We start from the raw sequence: 22,155 nt of genomic DNA, 5'->3' as shown, positions 1-22,155 counted from the left end.
ATCTCCCATTAATAAAGCGTTAGAGTGTCGCTAAATATTTCTCTACCTGATTTTTGACCTTGCCGACCGTGACGCCGTAAATTACCTGCACTTCACGGCGATTCTTCACTACGCCTTTGGCGCCGGTGCTTTTTAACGCGGCCTCATCCACCCGCGTCATATCCTTTAATTCCACCCGCAGCCGGGTAAAGCAGTTATCGACGGAAATAATGTTTTCCTTGCCGCCCAGCGCGCGAATAATGATGCCGCTCGGCTCGTCCGGGGTATTTTTGCGGTTCCGGTAATCCTGTTTGGAATAGAGTCTGACGTCCTGATCATCTTCACGACCCGGCGTCTTCAGATTGAGCTTCAGCACCAGCGTTTTGAACACCAGGTAATACACCGCAAACTGCACCAGGCCGATGAGCACGTACAGCGGCCAGCGGGTGAGGGAAACCGGCAGCGGCAGGTTATAGGCCAGGAACTCGACCAGCCCGCTGGCGCCCCAGGGGCGCACCTGCAACAGGTTGCAGACCACCTGCGACAGCGCGGTCAACACGGCGTGGATCACCCACAGCAGCGGAGAGATAAACAGGAAGGTGAACTCTATCGGCTCGGTGATGCCGACCAGGATCGAGGTGGTGATGGCCGGGATCAGAATCGCCTTGGCCAGCATTTTCTTTTCCGGCTTGGCGGTGTGATAGAAAGCCAATGCCGCGCCCGACAGGCCGAAGATGGTCACCATCCCTTGCTGCGAGAAGCGCAGCGCTTCGTTCATCAGCGGCGAGATGCTCGGGTCGCGCATATAGGCCAGGAAAATCGCCTGCGAGCCGGAGACGGTCTGGCCGTCCTGCACGATCGAACCGCCGATGCTGGTGAGCTGGAACGGCGACCAGATAAAGTGGTGCAGCCCGGTGGGGATCAGGAATTTCTCAAAGAAGCCGTAGACGAATACCCCGAGCGAGCCGGCGCTTTTCATAAAGCCGGTCAGCGCGATCAGGCCCTGTGAGATCGCCGGCCACAGGTAGCTGAAGGCGACGGCGTACAGCATGATGATCGGCGTCATGGCAATCAGTACCAGCTTGGCGCCGCCGTAGACCGAGAACACGCCGTTGAGTTCGACGTTGCACAGGCGGTTATGCACCCAGGCGATGGTGACGCCGAGGATAAGACCGAGGAAAATGCCCATATCCACCACGGTAAAACCCAGCAACTCCGTCTGCCCGGTGCCGTAATATTCGCCGTTGATCTTGGCCGCGACGTGGCCGCTGAATTGCAGATAAGAAGAATTGGCGCCGAGGAACATGATAAAGCACATCACGGCGACCAGCGCCGCTTCGCTTTTCTTGTCTTTAGCCAGGCCGTAGGTAATGCCGATGCAGAAAATCAGCCCGAGGTTGCCGAATAATGGCCAGAAGGTATCGCCGATCATTTTACCGATAGAGAAGACGGCGGAATGTTCATTGATTAATGTGGCATTGGTGAGAATAGAACTGAGCGCCAGGATCAGACCGATTACCGGCAGGAAAAATATCGGCCCCATCATGGCTTTGGAGAAAAGCTGCAGCTTGCTTAAGATATTATCGATAATACCTTTCATGGCAGTTCCTTTTTATATTTTAATGGATGACGACGTTGCTGAATAAACTCCCTGGAAGCGAGAAAAAAATAAGGCACCTTGCCTGAATTCAGTTATAGGGGGAAGTTTTCGCCGCTGCAATCAGCGGGGCGGAAATAGGCACCGATGGTCAGGGAGTGACAACCGGTGCCGGTTGTGAAGGGGATCACAACCGGGCGCCGCAGCGCCCGGCGGGAAGGGTTACTCGGCCTTGGGCGAGCGATCGCGCATCACCCACTGGCTGGCGATCACCAGCACCAGCGACAGCAGCAGCAAAATGGTGGCCAACGCATTGACCTCCGGCGAGACGCCGACTTTCACCATCGAGTAGATCTTCAGCGGCAAAATCTCGTAGCTCGGCCCGGTGACGAAGGAGGAGACCACCACGTCGTCCATCGACAGGGTGAAGCTCAGCAGCCAACCGGCCGCCACCGCCGGCATCGCCAGCGGCAGGATGATTTTGCGCAGAATGGTGAACTCGCTTGCGCCGAGATCGCGCGCGGCTTCCAGCATCTTCACGTCGAAGCCTTTCAGGCGCGCGTAGACGGTCACCACCACGAACGGCAGGCAGAAGGTGATGTGCGAGAACAGCAGCGACCAGAAGCCGAGCGAAATGCCCAGCAGCATGAACAGCACCAGCAGCGAGATGGCCATCACGATGTCCGGCGACATCATCACCACGAACAGCATGCCGCCGACAAACGGTTTGCCGCGGAAGCGGTAGCGGTACAGCGCCACCGCGGTCAGCGAGCCGATCAGCGTGGCGAAGGTGGCGGAGAGCACCGCCATGGTCAGCGAGTGGCCCGCGGCCTGCAGCAGGCTGTCGTTATTCAGCAGGGTGCTGTACCACTTGGTGGTAAACCCTTGCCAATTGATGCCGAAGCGCGAGGCGTTGAAGGAGTTGACGATCAGGATGACGATCGGGATATACAGATAGGCGTATACCAGCGTCATAAAGCCGCCGCGCAGCAGACGTCCGATCATGCCAGATCCTCCTTCTTGTTCAGCAGGCGTGCGGCCCGGTAATAAACCAGCAGCAACAGCCCCATCACCAGCGTCAGGCAGATGCTGGTGGCCGCGCCGAACGGCCAGTCGCGGATATTGAGGAACTGGCTTTTAATCACGTTGCCGATCAGCAGGTTTTTGGCGCCGCCCATCAGATCGGCGACGAAAAACAGCCCCATCGCCGGCAGCACCACCAGCAGGCAGCCGGCGATAATGCCCGGCATGGTCAGCGGCACGATGATGCGGATAAAGGTTTGCAGCTTGCTGGCGCCGAGGTCGCGCGCCGCCTCCAGGCAGGACTTATCGAGCTTTTCGATGCTGGAGTAGAGCGGCATCACCATAAACGGCAACAGGATATACACCAGGCCGAGGACGACCGCTTCCGAGGTGTACATGATGCGCAGCGGCTTGTCGATGACGCCGATCCACAGCAGCGCGTCGTTGAGATAGCCCCGGGTGCTGAGAAACAGCTTCAGGCCGTAGATGCGGATCAGCGAGTTGGTCCAGAAGGGCACGATCAGCAGAAACAGCAGCAGCGGCCGCACCTTCTGCGGCAACCGCGCCAGGATAAAGGCGAACGGATAGCCGATCGCCAGGCAGCACAGGGTGGCGATCAGCGCCATGTTCAGCGAGTGCAGCAGCACCTGGGCGTACAACGGATCGAACAAGCGCCGGTAGTTGTCCAGCGTGAACACCATCTGCACCAGGTTGGCGTCGTCGCGGGTCAGGAAGCTGGCGCCGATGATCATCAGGTTCGGCATGAACACGAACAGCAACAGCCAGGCGACGACGCCGACGATCACTACATTCTGGAAGACTTTACGCGATTTCTTCATCGGCCAGCACCACCTCCCAGCTTTCAACCCAGGTTACCGCCATCTTCTGATTGAGCGAGTGATCGACGTCCGGATCGTCTTCGTTGAAGAACTCGCTGACCATCACCGTTTTGCCGCTCTCCAGCTCGACCACCGATTCCAGCGTCATGCCTTTGTAGTTGCGCTCGCGCACGTAGCCGATCAGCCCGTCGTGCTGCGCGCTGTCGTTCACTTCTTCCACCCGCAGATCCTCCGGGCGCAGCAGCACCTTCAGCTTTTGGCCCGGCTCTACCGGCAGATCGGCGTAGATGTCGCACTCGCGGCCCTCGACGTTGGCGCGCACCCGCTGCGGATCGAGGCGTTGCAGGACCACCGCGTCGAAGATGTTGATCTCGCCGATGAAGCTGGCGACGAACAGGTTCTTCGGCTCTTCGTAGATCTCACGCGGCGTGCCGTCCTGCTCAATGCGGCCTTCGCGCATCACCACGATGCGATCCGACATGGTCAGCGCCTCTTCCTGATCGTGGGTGACGAACACGAAGGTGATGCCCAGTTTGCGCTGCAGCGCTTTCAGTTCGTTCTGCATCTGCTTGCGCAGCTTGTAGTCCAGCGCCGACAGCGATTCGTCCAGCAGCAGCACCTTCGGCTTGTTGACCACCGCGCGGGCGATGGCCACGCGCTGCTGTTGGCCGCCGGAGAGCTGGCCCGGCCGCCGCTTGGCAAAGTCGTCCAGCTGCACCATGCGCAGCGCCTCTTCGACGCGCGGCGTCAGTTCCGCCGCCGGCACCTTTTGCATGCGCAGGCCGAAGGCGACGTTGTCGAACACCGACATGTGCGGAAACAGAGCGTAGCTTTGAAACACGGTGTTGACGTGGCGATGTTCGGCCGGAATGGCGGTGATGTCCTGGCCGTCGAGCACGATGCGGCCCACATCGGCGTCTTCCAGACCGGCGATCAGGCGCAGCACCGTGGTTTTGCCACAGCCGGAGGGGCCGAGAATGGTGAGGAATTCGCCGTGGTTAATCGTCAGATCCAGATCGGCAATGATGGTTTTGCCATCGAACGCTTTGCTCAGGGCATGCAGTTCAACAAGGGGAGTCGGAGAGGATGTCTCAGTCATTTATCGTATTACTCTATCCCGTGGGCTAATGCAGATAGAACCGTAACTGGAAAAGACTGCCGGAGCTTGCGGGAATGCCCGCTGATCAAATGAAGCTCAAACCAGTTACGCCAATGGAAATTTTTCGAGCGCGCATGATAGACGCTGAATGCCGGAATTGAAAGCCGATCCGGCCCAGATGCCGCGTTTTTCATCATGATAGCGACAAATGACCCTGTGATGACAGCATTATTCCCCTCAGAAATCATCACAAAGATTAATGATATTGGCGAATTCTGGTTAAAAATGACCTGACGCAATATTTGATCCTGATCGGTTCCGCATAATGAAACGCGATATTCTGAGGGGCCGCTACCATGGACAAATTACTTGACCGCTTTTTCAACTACGTCTCTTTCGACACCCAGTCCAAAGCGAACGTAAAGCATGTGCCGAGCACCGATGGGCAGTTGAAGCTGGCGCGCGCGTTGCAGCAGGAAATGATCGCGCTCGGCTTCGAGCGGGTGTCGCTCAGCGAACACGGCTGCGTGATGGGCACCTGGCCGGGTAACGTCGCCTGGCCGGTGCCGGCGGTCGGTTTCATCGCCCATCTGGATACTTCGCCGGATTTCAGTGGCAAGCACGTCAATCCGCAGATCGTCGAGAACTATCGCGGCGGCGACATTGCGCTCGGCATCGGCGATGAGGTGCTGTCGCCGGTGATGTTCCCGATCCTGCACCAGATGCTGGGGCAGACGCTGATCACCACCGACGGCAAAACGCTGCTGGGCGCCGACGACAAGGCGGGCATCGCCGAGATCCTCACCGCCATGGTGCGCCTGCGCGCGCGCAAGATCCCGCACGGCGACATCCGCGTGGCCTTCACTCCGGACGAGGAGGTGGGCAAGGGGGCGCAGCTGTTCGACGTGGCGGCCTTCAATGCGGAATGGGCCTACACGGTGGACGGCGGCGGCGTCGGCGAGCTGGAGTGCGAAAACTTCAACGCCGCCTCGGTGACGATCAAAATCCTTGGCAACAGCGTGCACCCCGGCAGCGCCAAGGGGGTGATGGTCAACGCGCTGTCGCTGGCCACCCGCATTCATCAGGCGCTGCCGGCGGACGAAGCGCCGGAGACCACCGAAGGTTACCAGGGCTTTTATCACCTCAGCAGCATCAAGGGCAGCGTAGAGCGCGCCGAAATGCACTATATCCTGCGCGACTTCGAGCGCGAAGGGTTCGAGGCGCGCAAGCGCAAGATGGTGGACATCGCTCGCGAGGTCGGCAAAGGCCTGCCGCGCGATTGCTATATCGAAGTGAGCATCGAAGACAGCTATTACAACATGCGCGAACAGGTGGCGGAGCACCCGCATGTGATCGCGCTGGCGCAGCAGGCGATGCGCGATTGCGACATCGAACCGGTGATGAAGCCGATCCGCGGCGGCACCGACGGCGCGCAGCTGTCGTTCCGCGGCCTGCCGTGCCCGAACCTGTTCACCGGCGGCTACAACTACCACGGCAAGCACGAGTTCGTGACGCTGGAAGGCATGGAGCAAGCGGTGGCGGTGATCATGCGCATCGCGGCGCTGGCCGCCGAGCGGGCGCGGTAAACACCTTCGTTCCCCGGCCGGCTAGCGCCGGCCCGACTATGCTTTTCTGATCCGCCCGGCGGGGCCCAGCGCGCCCGCCGTTCTCTTGTCGTTCCCTGCCTCATTGTTGTCCCCTTCACCATACAACCCGCGGTGAGGGAATCCCATTATCCTTCGAGATAAAGTGCTGTTTATGCATACAGTTTTGCTGTGTGCTTAACCGGTTTTACAGCTTCGGTGCGGTGAGCCCAGTCGCTAGGGGATGCTGGGGGAATGAGCGCTGTTAACCGCCATCAAACAGGACGTAAGAGGGTAACAATCATGGCAGAAGAAAAGAAAAATGCTCAGGTGATTAACGGCGTTAACGACGATATCGCCGAACTGAAATCGCTGTCTACGCTGCGCCAGCGCGTGGTCAGCGACGGTGAAATCGTCTCCAAATCGGCCAATGGTTTTCGGCTGGCAAATGGCAATACCGGCGTGATGCTGCGTAATGATGGCCGCGATTTTTACGCGCTGGCGACGCCGGGCGGCCAAGCGCTTAACGGGCAGTGGAACACCTTGCGCCCGTTCTCATTCAATTTGGCGTCTGGCCGGGTTGCGATGCGCAATGGAGTGGATATTTCCGGCGGTGCGGTGGTGTCGCACAACGCGGGTATCTCCACCTCGACCACCGGCCCGGCTCCGCTTATCAATGGTCAGGTTTATGATGCGGCTGCCATGCATACTGATTTTACCAGCGGCAACGTCACTACGGTGATGTTAATGGGCTCGCGGATTGTCGCTGGTAAAGAAAATTATGGATTGCTCTCTTATCGAGACTGGCAGGGTAACTGGAACGAACTGCAGGTAAGGCCCAACGCCGAGCTTTCTGTAGGGCAATTGACTAAACGCAACCCCGATGGATGGATTTGGGCTGCTGGGAACCGTAGTGTTGACAATGATAAGGGACGCATTACCAATGGATTGCATTTGCAGGGGCGATACGACCTGTATGCCAACCTTTATCATCATGAATTTGTCGGCTCTCACCATTCGCTGGTGCTGAATGTCGCCAACGGTGGTGGGCAAGGCTGGTACGAATTCCGTAATGATGGTAACGCCTACACCAACGGCGCCTGGCACAGCAGCTCCGATGCCCGCATGAAAACGGACATCACCCAAATTGACGGCGCATTGGACAAGCTGGCCAATATCGGCGGCTACACCTACCTCAAACAGGGCGTGCCGGAAGCCGGGGTGATCGCTCAGGAAGTGGAGAACGTATTGCCGCAGTCGGTCACCCAAACCGAATTGAAACTCAACGACGGCAGCGTGCTGAAAGATGCGCGGGGCATCAATATCAACGGCGTGGTGGCGCTGCTGGTTGAGGCGCTTAAGGAAGAGCGTTCGGCTCGAGAAAGGCTGGAAGCGCGGTTGGCGGCGTTGGAAAAAGCGATTACGTGCGCCTGAGTAATAACAATTTTTGTGGGTAGCGCAGAGTATTAACCGATAGTGCTGCTGGCGATAAGCACTTAAGAATTTACTCTGCTGCCACATCAACGAAATAAAAGGACTGGCATATGAGTGGCGGAGATGGAAAAGACAGCCGTGGCCCAACGGGTGGAATTAAAGGGGGGGCTTCAGACCAGGGACCCAATGTAGGGCACGGTGGATCTATGGATATAAATATTCCTGGCATGGGGGATGTGCATATCGATGGAGTACATGGTTTAAATCCCGGTAAAGATAACAGTACCAACTGGGATGATGGTAAAGGGAACGGTAATGGCGGCAGGGACAGTAGCAGCAGTGGAGATTCCCAGGGGGCAGCGATACGGCGGCAGGTTAACGCTATCAAAAATGACCCTAAAGTTAATAATATACTGAAAGATTTACAAAAAAAGGTACGTGCGGTTACAACTTATGCAAAGGTAGCTTTGAAAAGTGTTGAGGCTGACGGAAAAATACAGGTGCAGGTTGGTGAAATTCGTACAACCGATGAAGCCGCCGTCAGCAAGGCTATTACCTCTGTCTCACAAGTTAAAAATGTACTTGGCGTGGGGTTGCCTGCTCAAGGCGGGATCGTGTTCGCCGGTAATATCGATACCCATCATAGAATCGGTAATTATCAGAACATACCCAACGGCAACAATAACGGCAACAATTCTGCCGCAGAGGATAAGGCGTCATTAGCCACCTATTCCGAGGTGCTTAATGGAAAAATCCCACCGGGTTTCTGGCTTGATAATAATAGGGTGATGACTGAAATTACGGAGCAATATGAAATCAACGGCGGCGGCAAAGGGAGCGATCGCACAGGTTACCGGCAACGTAATGTCGAAGTGCCTTCTTTGACATCGGCCTATCAACAATTTAAGCAGGTAGAACGAGAAGTAGCCGAAGAGGCCCGTAAAGCTGAAGAGGCCCGAAAGGCGGAAGAGGCTCGCAGAGCCGAAAAAGCTCGTAAGGCCGAAGAGGCTCGCAAAGCCGAGGAAGCCCGAAAGGCGGAAGATGCACGCAAGGTAGAAGCAGCCAGAAAAGCGTTGTTCGCCAAAGCGGGTATTATGGACGCTCCGGCGTATACGCCGGAAAAGCTAAAAGCAGCCAATGCGGCGCTGGCGGCAGCAGGTGCCATGGTGCTCAACCGTGCGCCCGCGATGCTGCAGACGTCGGTAATCGGGCAAGGCGTGATGACGACCACGAGCGAACTGGCCGGCTGGGCAGCGAGCGCGTCGTGGCGGGCAGCCTACGAAATTGGCAGTATACGCGCCGGCACTGTGGTCGCTGCCGGATCGGTGCTGGGGGCTTTTGCCCTTGGTTTCTACCCGACGGAGGTCGGTGCAGGGAGCGACCGGGTACCCGGGCGGGATGTCAATTTGTTTGCCCTCCAGGCGAGCCTGGCGGCAGCGGGCCGGGCGACCATCCAGCCCGGCATGACCTCGGTCGATTTGCCGGTGCGCGGGTTTATCACCACCGACGACGACGGGAGACAGAGCGTCAACTTTGTCAGGACGGGCGTGGGCGGCGTATCGCCGAGCGTGCCGGTATTCAGACCCGTTCGCGATGAGCTGACGGGGCTGGACAAAATCACGCTGCCCGCAATGGCGGGGGTACCGGCGAGGACGATACTGATCAACCCGGTGCCGACCGGGCCGGCCGCGCCGGCGCATACCGGCAATGGCTCACCGGGGCCTAAGTCGCCAGTGCATACCGGCACCGGCATCAGGCAGGCGGACAGCATCGTGGTCACCACCTTCCCGGCGGATGTGGTGCAGGATCTGCAAGATTTTATCCTGTGGCAGCCGGATGCGACGGAGATTGGTGTAGAGGCCATCTATGTGATGGTGAGCAAGCCCTATGGTGAAACCAACGCCAGGGGCAAATACAGCGGTCGTGAATACAACACCAATAAAGCTGGGGGCCCCATCCAGAATCTGGATTGGAAAGGGGCCAGCATCGACCGTGCCGGCGTGGATAAGGTGAAGCTGCATACTGGGCGTTTTGAACAGACCCCGGAAAACCAAGTGATGATTGACCGTTTGGATAAAATTTTGAAGGGGGATCTACAACCTACTGACACTGATAGGCGATTTTATACTCATGAAATCAGAGAGTTGGAAAGGTACAGGAATCTTGGTATAAAAGATGGTGAGGTTCCGCACAGTGTTCAAGAACAGAAGGCCGTATGGAATAATACTCATACTGCTACGCTTGAAGACTATAGAATAAATGAAAAGGAACAGGCGCTTTATACAGATGGGGCCCTACAAGCCGCATATGAACAGGAACTGAAAGATGCTATGGGAGGGAAGAAATAATGCCTTTAAAAGATATAGTTAAAAATGAAAGTGTAGAAGATGTGCTAACTTTTTTGGGGCCGACCTCTGATTACCGTAAATTGGATCGTCTATATACCTATAATCGCTTTGATGCAATTTCCAGCGGGGAGCTCTCTTCTACTTACGATGCATTATTCCAAAAAGGGGTGCTTCAAGATCAAAATGGAAAAGTAGTGAAAGGCCCCAACTGGAAAGAGCCGAAATTTGTAACCGAGAAAAAATACGGTATCGAATAGCCATAGTTATGGTCTGATTAGTGCATCTTTAACCCCCAGCAAACGAAATTTTGTTGGGGTTTTCTTTTTTGGCTGGTGGGGGCGCCATAACCTGAGCCTTGTGCCGGGTGGCTAAAGTAGCGGCGCCCGCTCTTTTCGTCGCCTGGGCTAACGTGCGGATACCATAGTTAAAACGGGACGCTTGCGATCGGCATAATCGCTTGCCGTAACAAGGCGTTGCTCATAGTGTGGAAGCCTATTCCCCACGCATAAGGACCGCATGATGAGCACCGAATACCGCATCGCCGGCTCGTATTTGACGCAGTTCGTTCAGGCGATTTGGCGCCAGGCCGGCAGCACGGCGCGCGAAGCCGAGCTGGTGGCCGATCACCTGGTGCAGGCCAATCTGGCCGGGCACGACTCGCACGGCGTCGGCATGATCCCCAGTTACATGGCATCGTTGGCGCAGGGGCAATTGCAGCTCAATCAACATGCCGAGGTGGTGCGCGACGCCGGCGCGGTGCTGACGCTCGACGGCGCGCGCGGCTTCGGCCAGGTGGTGGCCAGCGAAGCGATGGCGCTGGGCATTGAACGCGCCGGCAAGCTGGGCCTGGCGGCGGTGGCGCTGCACAACGCGCACCATATCGGCCGCATCGGCCATTGGGCGGAACAGTGCGCCCGCGCCGGTTTTATCTCGATTCACTTCGTCAACGTGGTGGGCGATCCGATGGTGGCGCCGTTCGGCGGCAGCGATCGCCGCTTCGGCACCAACCCGTTCTGCGCCATTTTCCCGCGGCCGGGCCGCACGCCGCTGCTGTTGGATTTCGCCACCAGCGGCATCGCCTTCGGCAAGACTCGGGTGGCTTATAACAAAGGCTTGTCGGTGGCACCGGGCTATCTGATCGACGAACACGGGCAACCCACCACCGAACCGAAGGTGATGCACGAAGCGCCGTTCGGGTCATTGTTGCCGTTCGGTTTGCACAAAGGCTATGCGCTGGCGGCGATGTGCGAGATCCTCGGCGGCGCGCTCTCCGGCGGCCGCACCACCCACGACGCCACGCTGAAAGCCGACAGCGACGCCATCTTCAACTGCATGACGACCCTGATCCTCGATCCTCAGGCCTTCGACGCCCCGCAAATGCAGGCCGAGGCCGAAGCGTTCATCGGCTGGGTGAAGGCGTCGCCGCCGAGCGGCGAACAGCCGATCGCGGTGCCGGGAGAATGGGAAGAGGCCAACCGCGCGGCGCGGCTGGAGCAGGGCATACCGATAGACGCCAATACCTGGCGGCAGATTTGCGCGGCGGCGGAGCAGGCGGGCATGGCGAATGAAGCGCTGGCCGGTTTTCGCGCGCAGGCGCGGCAAGCATAAAAAAAGCCACCCGATAGGGTGGCTTGTTCGCGTACTCGTAATCAGTCGTTAAAGTACCAATAGCCGCTGTTGACCAGCGCGGTCAGCAGCGCCAGGAACGACGGATCGTCCACCGCGTCGCCGAGCAGGGCGGCGTCAACGCTGAAGTGCTGGCACAGGGCGTCTGCGGCCTGCAGCTGGTCGGTGTCGATCAGCTCACCGTTGACGAAGCAGCGATCGCCGACGCGCAGCACGCGCAATCCGCCCAGGCGCTGCAGCGCTTCACCCTGTTGCAGCAGTTCGTAGATTTCCCCGGCCTGATACGGCGGCTCCGGCGGCGCCAGATCCAGCTCGTGGCGCGACTGGGAGATAAACTCGCCGAACCAGTGCTGGAAGTGTTCCGGCTGTTGCACCAGATCCAGCATCATCTGCCGTAAGGCGTCCACTTCCTGCGGCAGGATCTCCGCCGGGTGTTCGCGCAGTTTAACGTCCGGATCGCCGTAGCGTTTGCTGCCGAGCTCGCGCGCCAGCACGTAATCGGCGAAGCCGCTCACCAGCTCGCGGCCGTTCGGCGCGCGGAAGCCCACCGAGTAGTTGAGCGCGTTTTCCAGCGCGTAGCCTTCATGCGGGAAGCCCGGCGGAATATAGAGAATGTCGCCCGGCTCCATCTCTTCGTCGATGATGGCGTCGAACGGTTCGACCTGCAGCAGATCCGGGTGCGGGCAGTGCTGTTTCAGCGGCGTTTTTTCCCCGACGCGCCAGCGGCGGCGGCCGGTGCCCTGAATGATGAACACGTCGTACTGATCGAGGTGCGGGCCGACGCCGCCGCCCGGCACCGAGAAGGAGATCATCAGGTCATCCATCCGCCAGTCCGGCAGTTGGCGGAACGGGCGCATCAGCGCGGCGGAAGGCTCATGCCAGTGATCTACCGCCTGCACCAGCAGCGACCAGTTGTTTTCGCTCAGGTGGTCGAAGCTCTCGAAGGGGCCGTGCGCAACCTGCCAACGGCCGTCCTGGTGGCTGACCAGACGGCTGTCCACTTCGTTTTCCATCGCCAGCCCGGCCAGCTCATCCGGGGAGATCGGATCGATAAAGTTTTTGAAGCCGCGCTTCAGAATCACCGGACGCTTTTGCCAATAACGTTGCAAAAAATCGTTCCAGTCCAGATCTAATTGATAATCCATGTTCTATTCCAGGATAGGGGAGTGAGCCTGAGTGCGATTATAACGGAAGTTTGGCCCCGTGGATCGGGGCCGCAGCGGCATAATTTACTCGTTGTGGTGGGTGTCGTGCTGGCGGGCGAAGGTGACCTGCATGCGCGCGCCGCCGAGCGGGCTGTCGCTGATGACGATTTCGCCGTCGTATTGCTCGATGATCTCCGCCGCCACCGACAGGCCAAGGCCCTGGCCGGGGCGCAGGGTATCCACCCGCTGGCCGCGCTGGAAAATCAGCTGGCGCTTGCTTTCCGGGATGCCCGGGCCGTCGTCGTCGATAACGATGGTGAGGTTTTTCTCGGAGTGCAGCGAGGTGATCTCCACGAACTCCAGGCAGTATTTGCAGGCGTTTTCCAACACGTTGCCCATCACTTCCATAAAATCGTTCTTCTCGCCCATAAAGGTCACTTCCGGCGAGATGTCCAGCGTGATCGCCACCCCTTTGCGCTGGTAAACCTTGTTCAGCGCCACCACCAGGCTGTCGAGCAGCGCCGGCACCGAGTGGATCTCGCGCGTCAACACCGTCTGGCCGGAGTTGATGCTGGCCCGGTGCAGGTAGTAACCGATCTGCTGCGAGATGCGCCCGATCTGATCCAGCATGATCGGCTCGGCTTCTTCGATGGTGGTTTGCTTGCCGCTGCGCAGCGAGCGCAGGGTGCTTTGCAGCACCGCCAGCGGCGTTTTCAGGCTGTGGGTCAGATCCGACAGGGTGGTGCGATATTTGGTGTAGCGCTGGCGCTCGTTGCGCACCAGAATGTTCAGATTGCGCACCAGCCCGCGCAGCTCGCTGGGCGGATTTTCGTCGAGCTGATCGCGCTCGCCGTTCTCCAGCTCGCCCACCTGATTGACCAGCGCCTTGATCGGCCGCAGGCTCCAGTAGGCCGCCAGCCACAGCAGTGGCACCACCAGCAGCAGGTTGGCCAACAGCACGTAGCTGAACCACTCCCACACCACGTCGGATCGCTGCAGCTCCTGCGGAATGCTGTCGACCACCACGATGGTCAGCGCCGGCAGGCGAGGCGTGGCGGCATAGGTGTTGACCGCCACCGAGTGGGTCAGCGCGTTCTGATCGGTATCGTCATAATTCTTCAGCTGATCCTGCGCTTTGGGGTTGTCCCCCAGCACTTCGCTACTGATGCGGGTATCGGTGTCGATTTCGTAGAAGCCGGACTCCTCCAGCCATTCCTTGTTGATCAGCTTCTCGAGCTCCGGCACCTTGCGCTGGCTCCACAGCAGGTTGCCTTTATCGTCGTAGATAAAGACCAGCGTCGGGAAGTTGAGATCGAGATCGGGGGGAATGGCGATGGTGAGCTTGTTGTCTTTCCACTGCGCCAGGCTGAAGAACAGGTTGCTCTCGCCGCGCAGCAGACGGAAGGCGGTTTTGTCGAAGCTGACGATATAGCCGACGACCGCCACCAAACCGTAAGAGAGCGACAGCGCCAGGATCACCCCGGCGGTCGCCATCAGGAAGCGGGCACGCAGCGAAAACGGTTTTTTATTCTTGTTGAACATCATGTTCACTTCGCGTCAAAACGATAGCCCTGGCCACGTACCGTGGTGATCACTTCATGCGGGTATTCCGCCTGCACTTTCTTGCGCAAACGGCCCATCAGCACGTCGATGGTGTGGCTTTCACGCAGTTCGGCGTCCGGGTAGAGCTGCAGCATCAACGAATCCTTGCTCACCACCTTGCCGGCGTTGCGGATCAGGGTCTCGATGATGGTGTATTCAAAGGCGGTCAGCTTGATCTGTTGATCGTTGACGCTCAGTTCGCGGCGCGACAGATCGATCTGGAACGGCGGCAGCACGATCACTTGCGAAGCCAGGCCGCTGTTGCGGCGCATCAGCGCCTGCATGCGGGCGATCACTTCTTCCAGGTGGAACGGCTTGGTGACATAGTCGTCGGCGCCGGCTTCCAGCACCGCCACTTTGTCCTGCCAGCTTTCGCGGGCGGTCAGCACCAGGATCGGCAGCTTGGTCTGATGGGCGCGCCAGCGGCGGATCAGGCTCAGGCCGTCTTCACCCGGCAGGCCGAGATCGACGATGGCGATATCCGGCGCGTGTTCCTGCAGGAAATAATCGGCTTCCTTGGCGTCTTCGGCCGCGTCGACCTGATGGCCCATCTCGCGCATCTGAACGGAAAGGTGGTGACGCAGCAAACCATTATCTTCAACAACCAGTACTCGCATGGCGAACTCCTGTGACTATGCGGGTGAACGTCCTGTCACCCACGCGATAAAAGGGAACACGCTCTGCGGCGTGTCAGGGAATAACGCGGCCACCTGAACCATTTTGACAAAAAGTGCTGAGGCTATGGTAGGTATAACCCGCCCGGCTCGCAAGAGAGCCGAAGCAATGTATTAAAATAAGCGTTATCAATTTGTTCGCCGACATTATCGACAAGCTCTGATAAACGTCGGATAAACAGCGGCGGGGCAACATTAAACGCAACTTAAACGCCCCGGGCATTGCCCGCGAAAGGGAAGTGTGAGCCGGGGCGCTTGATAAGCTTTAAAGGTACTAATAAGGTATTATTGAGGCAACGGTACATTTTCTCAGGAGCGACGGATGAAGCAGTTAACCCAGGCAGAACGCATAGCGGGCGCACTTTACGGACAGATGCTGGGCGACGCGCTCGGCATGCCTTCCGAGCTGTGGCCGCGCGAGCGGGTTAAGCGCCATTTCGGCTGGATAGACGGCTTTCTCGATGGGCCGGCGGAGAACACCGCCGCCTGTTACTTCAAAGCCGGGCAATATACCGACGATACCGCGATGGCGTTAGCGCTGGCCGATGCGCTGCGGGAAGCGGAAGGCGAGGTGGTGCCGGAACTGATCGCCCGCAACGTGATCCGCTGGGTGGACAGTTTTGACGCCTTCAACAAGAACATTCTCGGCCCCAGTTCCAAACTGGCGTTGAGCGAGCAGAAAGCGGGCACGCCGATCGCCGAGTTGGAAAACAACGGCATCACCAATGGCGCGGCGATGCGCATTTCGCCTTTGGGCTGCGTGCTGCCGTCCGCGCCGCTGGAGGATTTCTGCCAGCAGGTGTGGCTGGCCTCCAGCCCGACGCACAAATCCGACATCGCCGTCGCCGGTGCGGTGGCGATCGCCTGGGCCGTCGCGCGAGCGGTGGAGGGCGCGGACTGGGTCTCGATTCGCCAGGCGCTGCCGGGCGTGGCGGAGTATGCCCAGCGCCGGCAGGAGACGACGTTCAGCCCCTCGCTGGCGGCGCGCATCGAGTTGGCGTTTCAGGTGGTGGATGAGGCCGCCGATCCCGAGCAGGCCTCTGAGCGGATATATCAACTGATCGGCGCCGGGGTGAGCACCATCGAGTCGGTGCCGGCGGCGCTGGCGATGGTGCAGCTGGCGCAAACCGATCCTACCCGTTGCGCGGTGCTGTGCGCCAACCTGGGCGGCGATACTGACACCATCGGCGCGATGGCCACCGCTGTCTGCGGTGCGCTGCACGGTGCAGAAGCGATCGAACCCGGATTGCTGGCGGAGTTAAAACGGGTGAATCCGCTGGACGTTGAGGCGTATGCCCAGGCGTTCGTGCGTTTTCGCCGCCGCCGACAGGGCGAGGCGTAACGGATCAGCTTTCGCTGGTAAACTCATACATGTCGCTGCGGCAGAAGCTTTCGCTGTATTCGACAGGCTTCTTGCGGTGGTCGAACAGCGTCTGGCGCACGATCAGCAGCGGCATCGGTTCTGATAGCTGCAGCGTCCGGCGGATATCGTCGTCGGCCATCGCCGCGCTGACCTGGCTGCGCAGCGAGCCCATCTCCACGCTATTGCGCCGGAAGTAGTCGTAGAGCGAGATGCCAATCTCGTCGATGTTGGCAATCGCCGCCGCCACCACGTAGGACACCGCCACCGACATCGGCCGCCGATCGATAAAGTGAATGCGCTTGAGTTGGTAGATCGGCGCTCCAACCGCCAGCTGGAGCCTTTCCGCCAGTGCGGCGCTGGCCGGCACCCGCTCGCGGCTGATCCATTGCGTGTCCGGCTGACGCCCCTGTTGCGCCGCCTCGCGCGAGAACCCTTTGATGTCCGCTAAGGAATAGCGCAGCTTCGGCGCGGGCCGTTGCGGTTGGATGAAGGTGCCGTAGCCGCGTGAACGGCCAATGATGCCGTCTTGCTCAAGGCAGGCCAGCGCTTTGCGCACCGTGATGCGCGAGATGCCGAGTTGTTCGGTGAACAGGCGCTCGCTGGGCAGGAAATCCCCCGCGCTCAGCAATCCTTGCTCGATAGCCTGGCGCACCGAGGCGTTAAAGCGCAGATACAACGGCATCGCGCCCGCGCTGGCCAGATCCTGCAGCAGTTTTTCCAGCAGACGCTGGTTGATCTCCTTGCTCATAGCTGACGGAAGTCCTGTAGCCGCAATGCGATGGCTTATTTAAGGGGATTTCGCCGGGCAGCGCAACTGCCGCCGCCGCTGGGAGAAATGAGGTAGAGTAGTGTGCTATCGCCCCAGGCTCGGAGAAACAGACTGCCCATGAGTGACACCCCACGACACGCGGACGACGCGGCAATCCTGGCAGCCTTCACCCAGCAGCGTCAGCAGGGGCTGACCCGACGTTCGGCGCTGCACCAGGCCCTGTTGCGGCTCATCACCGCCGGGGAACTGCCGTGGCGGGCGAAGCTGCCGCCGAGCCGCGCGTTGGCGGCCCGGCTGGCGGTGGCGCGTGACACGGTGGAACAGACTTACGCGCGGCTGGAGGCGGAGGGGTTCATCAGCCGAACGGTGGGGCGCGGCAGCTTTGTGCGTTATCGCTGCGATACGCTGCTCGGCCGTGAACTGCTGGCGACGCAGGCAGGCCAGGAGGCGCGGCTGGCGGAACGCGAGTTAAGCGATCGCGGGCGGGCGTTGCTGGCGGTCAGCCATACGCCGCACACCAGCCGCCAGGCGTCGCTGACGCCCTCGCTGGCGGATCTGCGGGCGTTTCCCATCGATTCGTGGCTGCAGTGGGAAAAGCAGGCGCTGCGGCGGCACGGCGAGCGGCTGTTGGGGTATGCCGATCCGCAGGGCTTGCCGGAGCTGCGTGCGGAGATCGCGCACTATTTGCAGCGGGAGCGGGGCGTCAAGGCGACGGCGGAGCAGGTGATCGTGGTCACCAGCTCTCAGCAGGCGCTGGCGCTGTGCACGCAGGTGCTGTTCGATCCCGGCGATGCGGTATTCGTCGAAGAGCCGGGTTACCAGGGGGCGAAAAAGCTGGTGCAGTCGGCGGGGCTGCAGGCGCGGCCGATCGGCATTGATGAGCAGGGGCTGGACGTCGGGCAGCTGATGCAGGCTGCGGGCGGCGGGCGGGGCGTTTACATCACACCGTCCCATCACTACCCGCTGGGGTACTCGCTGAGCCTCGAGCGGCGTCTGGCGCTGTTGCAGTGGGCCCAGCGTCGGCGGGCCTGGATCATCGAAGACGATTATGACGCCGAGTTCAACTACGATCGACAAACCAAGGCGGCGCTGCAGGGGCTGGACAGCGGCGGGCGCACGCTGTACATCGGCACCTTCAGCAAGACGCTGTTTCCGGGGCTGCGCATCGGCTTCATGATTGCGCCGCCGCAGCTGGTGCGGCCATTGGTCGCCGCCAGGCAGTTTCAGGACGGCTACACCTCGGCGCTGGCGCAGATGACGCTGTTCCACTGCCTGCACGAGGGCGGCTACGCCGAGCATCTGCGCAATATGCGTACGCTTTACAAGGCGCGGTTGGATGTGCTGTACGACGCGGTGCAATGCCATCTCGTGCCCTGGACGCGCCCGGCCTTGCCGCAGGGTGGGCTGCAGCTGGTTTGCCCGTTGGCGGATGCGGCGACGGAGCGGCGGCTGGTGGCGGCGGCGGCCGAACGGGGCATCCGGCTGTACGGCCTGGCGGACTTCTACACCGGCGCGCCGCAGCGCGGGGCGCTGGTGCTCGGTTTCTCGGCCTACACGCCGGACGAGATCGTGCGTTTTATCGCCACGCTGGCGCAGGTGTTCAACGCGCTGCCGCGGGAAAACGGCGGTTAAAATTGGTCTGCCCGGCGTTTTGAATTGGTCCGTATTACGCCGTCGCTGCGCGGTGTATTCTGCCGCTATTCGGTTATTTCCCTAATGGAAATAATATCTTAACCCCGTGAGGCGCTATGAACCCATCAAATCGTGAAGTGACCATCCGCAGAATCAATGGCGACGACAGAGCGCAATGGCTGGCGTTGTGGCAGGGCTATCTCGACTTTTACCGCGCCGAGGTGGCGCCGCAGGTGACCGATCGCACCTTCGAACGCTTGGGGCAGGATGAACAGGTGTACGGGCTGGTGGCGGAGGATGCCGACGGCCGGCTGCTGGGGCTGATGAACCTGGTATTCCATCCGTCCACCTGGAGCGCGGTGGGCTATTGTTATATCGAAGATCTCTATGTGTCGCCGCAGGCGCGCGGCCATAAAGTGTCGGAAAAACTGTTCGAACAGGCGTATCGGCTGGCGGAGGCGCGCGGCAGCGATCGGGTCTATTGGATGACCCAGGAGTACAACGCGCCGGCGCGTTCGCTGTACGACAAAATCGGCAGAAGAAGCTCGTTTATCGTGTATACCCGTTAACCGCAGGAGGCGCGTATGGCAATGAATCGTTATGGTCAGCCGATTGGCGAACCGATGCCGGATTGGCAGCCGGCTCGCCGCCCGGGCGGCGCAACGCTCGGCGGGCGTTTCTGTTCACTGGCGCCGCTCGATCCGCAACGGGATTACGCCGCGCTGTATGACGCTTTCCAGCTGGCGCCGGACGGCCGCGACTGGACCTATCTGTCTATCGAACGGCCCGACACACCGGCGGCGATGTTGCAGCACCTGGAGACGCTGCAGGCCAACCCGACGCTGGTCAATCTGACGGTGTTCGACGCCGCCAGCGACGCGCCGGTGGGGACGGTGGCGCTGATGCGCATCAACGAGGCTAACGGCGTGCTGGAGATCGGCCACGTCAGCTGGTCGCCGTTGATGAAACAGCGCTCCAGCGCCACCGAAGCCATCGCGCTGCTGCTGCGTTATGCCTTCGACACGCTGGGCTATCGCCGCTGCGAGTGGAAATGCGACAGCCACAACGCGCCGTCGCGCCAGGCCGCGCTGCGCTTTGGCTTCCGTTACGAGGGCAACTTCCGCTTTGCGGTGATCGTCAAGGGGCGCAGCCGGGATACCGACTGGTTCGCCATCACCATTGACCGTTGGCCGGCGGTGCGGCAGGCGCTGGCGCGTTGGCTGAGTGCGGACAACTTCGATGCGCAGGGGCGGCAGATTGCCCGGCTGCAGGTGTTGCGCGGCGAATAAGCAAAAAGGCGGCCCGTGGGCCGCCTTGTCGTTGTGGGTCTAACGCGCTTACTTCAGCTCGTCGACCATGGTGGTGGCGCGGCCGATATAGTTGGCCGGGGTCATCGCCTTCAAACGGGTTTTCTCTTCTTCCGGCAGCGCCAGGCCATCGATGAACGCCTGCATGCCGGCGGCGTCCACGCGCTTGCCGCGGGTCAGTTCTTTCAGCTTCTCGTAAGGCTTTTCGATGCCGTAGCGGCGCATCACGGTCTGGATCGGCTCGGCCAGCACTTCCCAGTTGTGATCCAGTTCGTCCAGCAGGTGCGCCTGGTTGACTTCCAGCTTGCTGATGCCCTTCAGGGTGGCCTGATAGGCGATCAGCGCGTAACCCAGGCCCACGCCCAGGTTACGCAGCACGGTGGAGTCGGTCAGGTCGCGCTGCCAGCGGGAAACCGGCAGTTTGCCCGCCAGGTGGCCCAGCACGGCGTTGGCCAGCCCCAGGTTGCCTTCGGAGTTTTCGAAGTCGATCGGGTTGACCTTGTGCGGCATGGTGGAAGAACCGATTTCGCCGGCGATGGTCTTCTGCTTGAAGTGGTTCAGGGCGATGTAGCCCCAGATGTCGCGGTCGAAGTCGATCAGAATGGTGTTGAAACGTGCTACGCAGTCGAACAGTTCGGCGATGTAGTCATGCGGTTCGATCTGGGTGGTGTACGGGTTCCAGGTGATGCCGAGCGAGGTGACGAACGCTTCGCTGAACTGATGCCAGTCCACTTCCGGGTAGGCGACGATGTGGGCGTTGTAGTTGCCGACCGCACCGTTGATTTTACCCATGATCTCCACGCGCTCCAGTTGGCGGTACTGGCGCTCCATGCGGTAAGCCACGTTGGCGAACTCTTTGCCGACGGTTGACGGGGTCGCCGGCTGGCCGTGGGTGCGCGACAGCAGCGGGATATCGCGGTATTCCTGCGCCAGCCCTTTCAGCGCGTCGATGATCTTGCGCCAGTAAGGCAGCACCACGTCCTGACGGGCGCTTTGCAGCATCAGCGCGTGCGACAGGTTGTTGATGTCTTCGGAGGTGCAGGCGAAGTGGATGAACTCGGACACCGCGTGCAGCGCAGGCACCGCCGCCACTTTTTCCTTCAGGAAATACTCGACCGCTTTCACGTCGTGGTTGGTGGTGCGCTCGATGGTTTTGATGCGCTGAGCGTCTTCTTCATTGAATTCCGCGACGATTTTGTCGAGGAAAGCGTTTGCGTCGGCGTCAAAAGCGGGAACTTCCTTGATTTCTGCGCAGGCGGCCAGTTTTTGCAGCCAACGTACTTCAACCTGTACGCGGAATTTCAGCAGACCGTATTCGCTGAAAATGGGGCGCAGTGCGCTGACTTTATCACCGTAGCGTCCATCAACGGGGGAAACGGCGGTCAGTGAGGATAATTCCATCGGTAGCAACTCCTGGGATCGATTAACAATGAGCAACGATATTTTGCGCCTGCTTGAACAGACGATTACGGGAAAACATTAACTGCAGGCGGCTGCCGCCGACCTGTTGCCACAGCACGGCGGCGCGAATGCCGGCCAGCAGCGTGGCGCGAACCTTGGCCTGCACCTGCGGATTCTGCAGGATGGCCGGCGAGCCGGTCACCTGGATGCGCGGCCCGAGCGGGCTGACCACGTCGACGTAAATGCCGGCCAGCGCGCTGATGATGGTGTCCGACTCAAGATCGAAGTGCGCCAGCTGGCGTTCGAGCTGGCCGAGGCGTTCGCCGAGCGTGTTCATCGCCTGTTTGTTGGCGTTGAGCTTGCGCTCCAGCACCATCAGGCTGATGGTGTAGCGGGTCAGTTCCGCGCCCGGCCCTTTGTTGTTGGCATTCAGCACGCCCATCAGGGTTTCGAGGCCGACCATCAAATTGCGTTCTTCGCCGCCGAACACCGCCAGCGTGGAGGGCGGATCCATTTGCAGCAGGCTTTTCAGCGAGGTCTGAAACGCTTCGCGGTTGCATTGCCCTTCATGGGCCAACTGCTGAACCAAACGCGCCGACTGGCTGATACCCGCTATGGCCAGCGTGATGTCATAATAATTCTTCGCCACGATGACTCCTGTAAACGCGGTGAACGGTACATGGCTTACTGCATAAGGTTGTGTGTATCGCAGGGGTAACGGCGGCGGCCGCGAA

General features: G+C 60.0%; 20 protein-coding genes. 9 read left to right on the top strand and 11 right to left on the bottom strand.

Features of this window, described 5'->3' with window-relative positions; all coding sequences use genetic code 11:
• Positions 1 to 19: 19 nt before the first annotated feature.
• The 5 genes from ACJ8OK_RS21250 to ACJ8OK_RS21230 form a co-directional block, all read right to left on the bottom strand.
• Entirely contained in the window at positions 20 to 1,579 is a 1,560-nt protein-coding gene (locus ACJ8OK_RS21250) for a PTS transporter subunit EIIC (protein ID WP_060559365.1), read from the bottom strand.
• Positions 1,580 to 1,798: 219 nt separating this feature from the next.
• Complete coding sequence (potC, locus tag ACJ8OK_RS21245; RefSeq protein WP_004941147.1) at positions 1,799 to 2,581, bottom strand: spermidine/putrescine ABC transporter permease PotC; 783 nt, start codon at positions 2,579 to 2,581, stop codon at positions 1,799 to 1,801.
• Complete coding sequence (potB, locus tag ACJ8OK_RS21240; RefSeq protein WP_004941149.1) at positions 2,578 to 3,438, bottom strand: spermidine/putrescine ABC transporter permease PotB; 861 nt, start codon at positions 3,436 to 3,438, stop codon at positions 2,578 to 2,580. Before potB ends, potC begins: the two co-directional genes overlap by 4 nt.
• On the bottom strand, positions 3,422 to 4,537 hold the full coding sequence (gene potA, locus ACJ8OK_RS21235; RefSeq protein WP_004941151.1) for a spermidine/putrescine ABC transporter ATP-binding protein PotA: 1,116 nt from the start codon (positions 4,535 to 4,537) through the stop codon (positions 3,422 to 3,424). The genes potB and potA overlap by 17 nt, the downstream gene beginning before the upstream one ends.
• 8 nt (positions 4,538 to 4,545) lie before the next feature.
• Positions 4,546 to 4,836 carry a hypothetical protein gene (locus ACJ8OK_RS21230; RefSeq protein WP_130054910.1) on the bottom strand — a complete coding sequence of 97 codons (291 nt, stop codon included), beginning with the start codon at positions 4,834 to 4,836 and terminating at the stop codon, positions 4,546 to 4,548.
• A gap of 57 nt (positions 4,837 to 4,893) precedes the next feature.
• On the opposite strand from ACJ8OK_RS21230, the gene pepT reads away from it, so the two are divergent.
• The 5 genes from pepT to ACJ8OK_RS21205 all read left to right on the top strand — a co-directional run bounded on the left by pepT (position 4,894) and on the right by ACJ8OK_RS21205 (position 11,510).
• The gene (gene pepT, locus ACJ8OK_RS21225; protein ID WP_004941154.1) at positions 4,894 to 6,123 is read left to right on the top strand and encodes a peptidase T; all 1,230 of its coding nucleotides are present in this window, start codon (positions 4,894 to 4,896) and stop codon (positions 6,121 to 6,123) included.
• A 300-nt stretch (positions 6,124 to 6,423) separates the two neighbouring features.
• On the top strand, positions 6,424 to 7,554 hold the full coding sequence (locus ACJ8OK_RS21220) for a tail fiber domain-containing protein (RefSeq protein WP_082996821.1): 1,131 nt from the start codon (positions 6,424 to 6,426) through the stop codon (positions 7,552 to 7,554).
• Between the two features lie 206 nt (positions 7,555 to 7,760).
• Positions 7,761 to 9,902 (top strand): S-type pyocin domain-containing protein, encoded by a 2,142-nt coding sequence (locus ACJ8OK_RS21215; protein ID WP_235363293.1) that lies wholly within the window; start codon positions 7,761 to 7,763, stop codon positions 9,900 to 9,902.
• On the top strand, positions 9,902 to 10,159 hold the full coding sequence (locus ACJ8OK_RS21210; protein ID WP_015377593.1) for a hypothetical protein: 258 nt from the start codon (positions 9,902 to 9,904) through the stop codon (positions 10,157 to 10,159). Before ACJ8OK_RS21215 ends, ACJ8OK_RS21210 begins: the two co-directional genes overlap by 1 nt.
• 262 nt (positions 10,160 to 10,421) lie before the next feature.
• Positions 10,422 to 11,510, top strand: a complete 1,089-nt coding sequence (locus ACJ8OK_RS21205) for a malate/lactate/ureidoglycolate dehydrogenase (protein ID WP_082997083.1) — start codon at positions 10,422 to 10,424, stop codon at positions 11,508 to 11,510.
• Positions 11,511 to 11,551: 41 nt separating this feature from the next.
• On the opposite strand, the gene ACJ8OK_RS21200 is transcribed toward ACJ8OK_RS21205, so the two are convergent.
• The 3 genes from ACJ8OK_RS21200 to phoP all read right to left on the bottom strand — a co-directional run bounded on the left by ACJ8OK_RS21200 (position 11,552) and on the right by phoP (position 14,892).
• Positions 11,552 to 12,673 carry a ribosomal protein uL16 3-hydroxylase gene (locus ACJ8OK_RS21200; protein ID WP_004941161.1) on the bottom strand — a complete coding sequence of 374 codons (1,122 nt, stop codon included), beginning with the start codon at positions 12,671 to 12,673 and terminating at the stop codon, positions 11,552 to 11,554.
• 84 nt (positions 12,674 to 12,757) lie between these two features.
• Positions 12,758 to 14,215 carry a two-component system sensor histidine kinase PhoQ gene (gene phoQ, locus ACJ8OK_RS21195; RefSeq protein ID WP_135638802.1) on the bottom strand — a complete coding sequence of 486 codons (1,458 nt, stop codon included), beginning with the start codon at positions 14,213 to 14,215 and terminating at the stop codon, positions 12,758 to 12,760.
• Between the two features lie 5 nt (positions 14,216 to 14,220).
• Positions 14,221 to 14,892: a two-component system response regulator PhoP gene (gene phoP / locus ACJ8OK_RS21190; protein WP_004941169.1), complete on the bottom strand. Its 672-nt coding sequence runs from the start codon at positions 14,890 to 14,892 to the stop codon at positions 14,221 to 14,223.
• 379 nt (positions 14,893 to 15,271) lie between these two features.
• Here phoP and ACJ8OK_RS21185 point away from each other — a divergent pair, with 379 nt between their 5' ends.
• Positions 15,272 to 16,291 carry an ADP-ribosylglycohydrolase family protein gene (locus ACJ8OK_RS21185; RefSeq protein WP_048323023.1) on the top strand — a complete coding sequence of 340 codons (1,020 nt, stop codon included), beginning with the start codon at positions 15,272 to 15,274 and terminating at the stop codon, positions 16,289 to 16,291.
• A gap of 4 nt (positions 16,292 to 16,295) precedes the next feature.
• Here ACJ8OK_RS21185 and ACJ8OK_RS21180 read toward each other — a convergent pair whose 3' ends face one another.
• The gene (locus ACJ8OK_RS21180; protein ID WP_442530991.1) at positions 16,296 to 17,060 is read right to left on the bottom strand and encodes a GntR family transcriptional regulator; all 765 of its coding nucleotides are present in this window, start codon (positions 17,058 to 17,060) and stop codon (positions 16,296 to 16,298) included.
• A 138-nt stretch (positions 17,061 to 17,198) separates the two neighbouring features.
• Between ACJ8OK_RS21180 and pdxR the strand changes: the two genes are divergently transcribed.
• From pdxR to ACJ8OK_RS21165, 3 genes are all read left to right on the top strand, one after another.
• Positions 17,199 to 18,713 (top strand): MocR-like pyridoxine biosynthesis transcription factor PdxR, encoded by a 1,515-nt coding sequence (gene pdxR / locus ACJ8OK_RS21175; RefSeq protein ID WP_442530990.1) that lies wholly within the window; start codon positions 17,199 to 17,201, stop codon positions 18,711 to 18,713.
• Positions 18,714 to 18,829: 116 nt separating this feature from the next.
• A complete protein-coding gene (locus ACJ8OK_RS21170; RefSeq protein ID WP_015377605.1) occupies positions 18,830 to 19,282 on the top strand; it encodes a GNAT family N-acetyltransferase in 453 nt (150 codons plus the stop codon).
• 15 nt (positions 19,283 to 19,297) lie between these two features.
• Positions 19,298 to 20,002 (top strand): GNAT family N-acetyltransferase, encoded by a 705-nt coding sequence (locus ACJ8OK_RS21165; RefSeq protein WP_442530988.1) that lies wholly within the window; start codon positions 19,298 to 19,300, stop codon positions 20,000 to 20,002.
• Between the two features lie 48 nt (positions 20,003 to 20,050).
• Here the strand turns inward: ACJ8OK_RS21165 and purB are convergent, their stop codons facing one another.
• Positions 20,051 to 21,421 (bottom strand): adenylosuccinate lyase, encoded by a 1,371-nt coding sequence (purB, locus tag ACJ8OK_RS21160; protein WP_004941193.1) that lies wholly within the window; start codon positions 21,419 to 21,421, stop codon positions 20,051 to 20,053.
• Positions 21,422 to 21,443: 22 nt separating this feature from the next.
• The gene (gene hflD / locus ACJ8OK_RS21155; RefSeq protein WP_442530987.1) at positions 21,444 to 22,070 is read right to left on the bottom strand and encodes a high frequency lysogenization protein HflD; all 627 of its coding nucleotides are present in this window, start codon (positions 22,068 to 22,070) and stop codon (positions 21,444 to 21,446) included.
• Positions 22,071 to 22,155 lie beyond the last annotated feature (85 nt).

It is taken from the genome of Serratia sp. CY71090 (assembly GCF_052166845.1).
Lineage (GTDB): Bacteria > Pseudomonadota > Gammaproteobacteria > Enterobacterales > Enterobacteriaceae > Serratia > Serratia nematodiphila.
The sequence above is the reverse complement of the archived record's forward strand: the minus strand, read 5'-3'. Positions and strand labels throughout refer to the sequence as shown.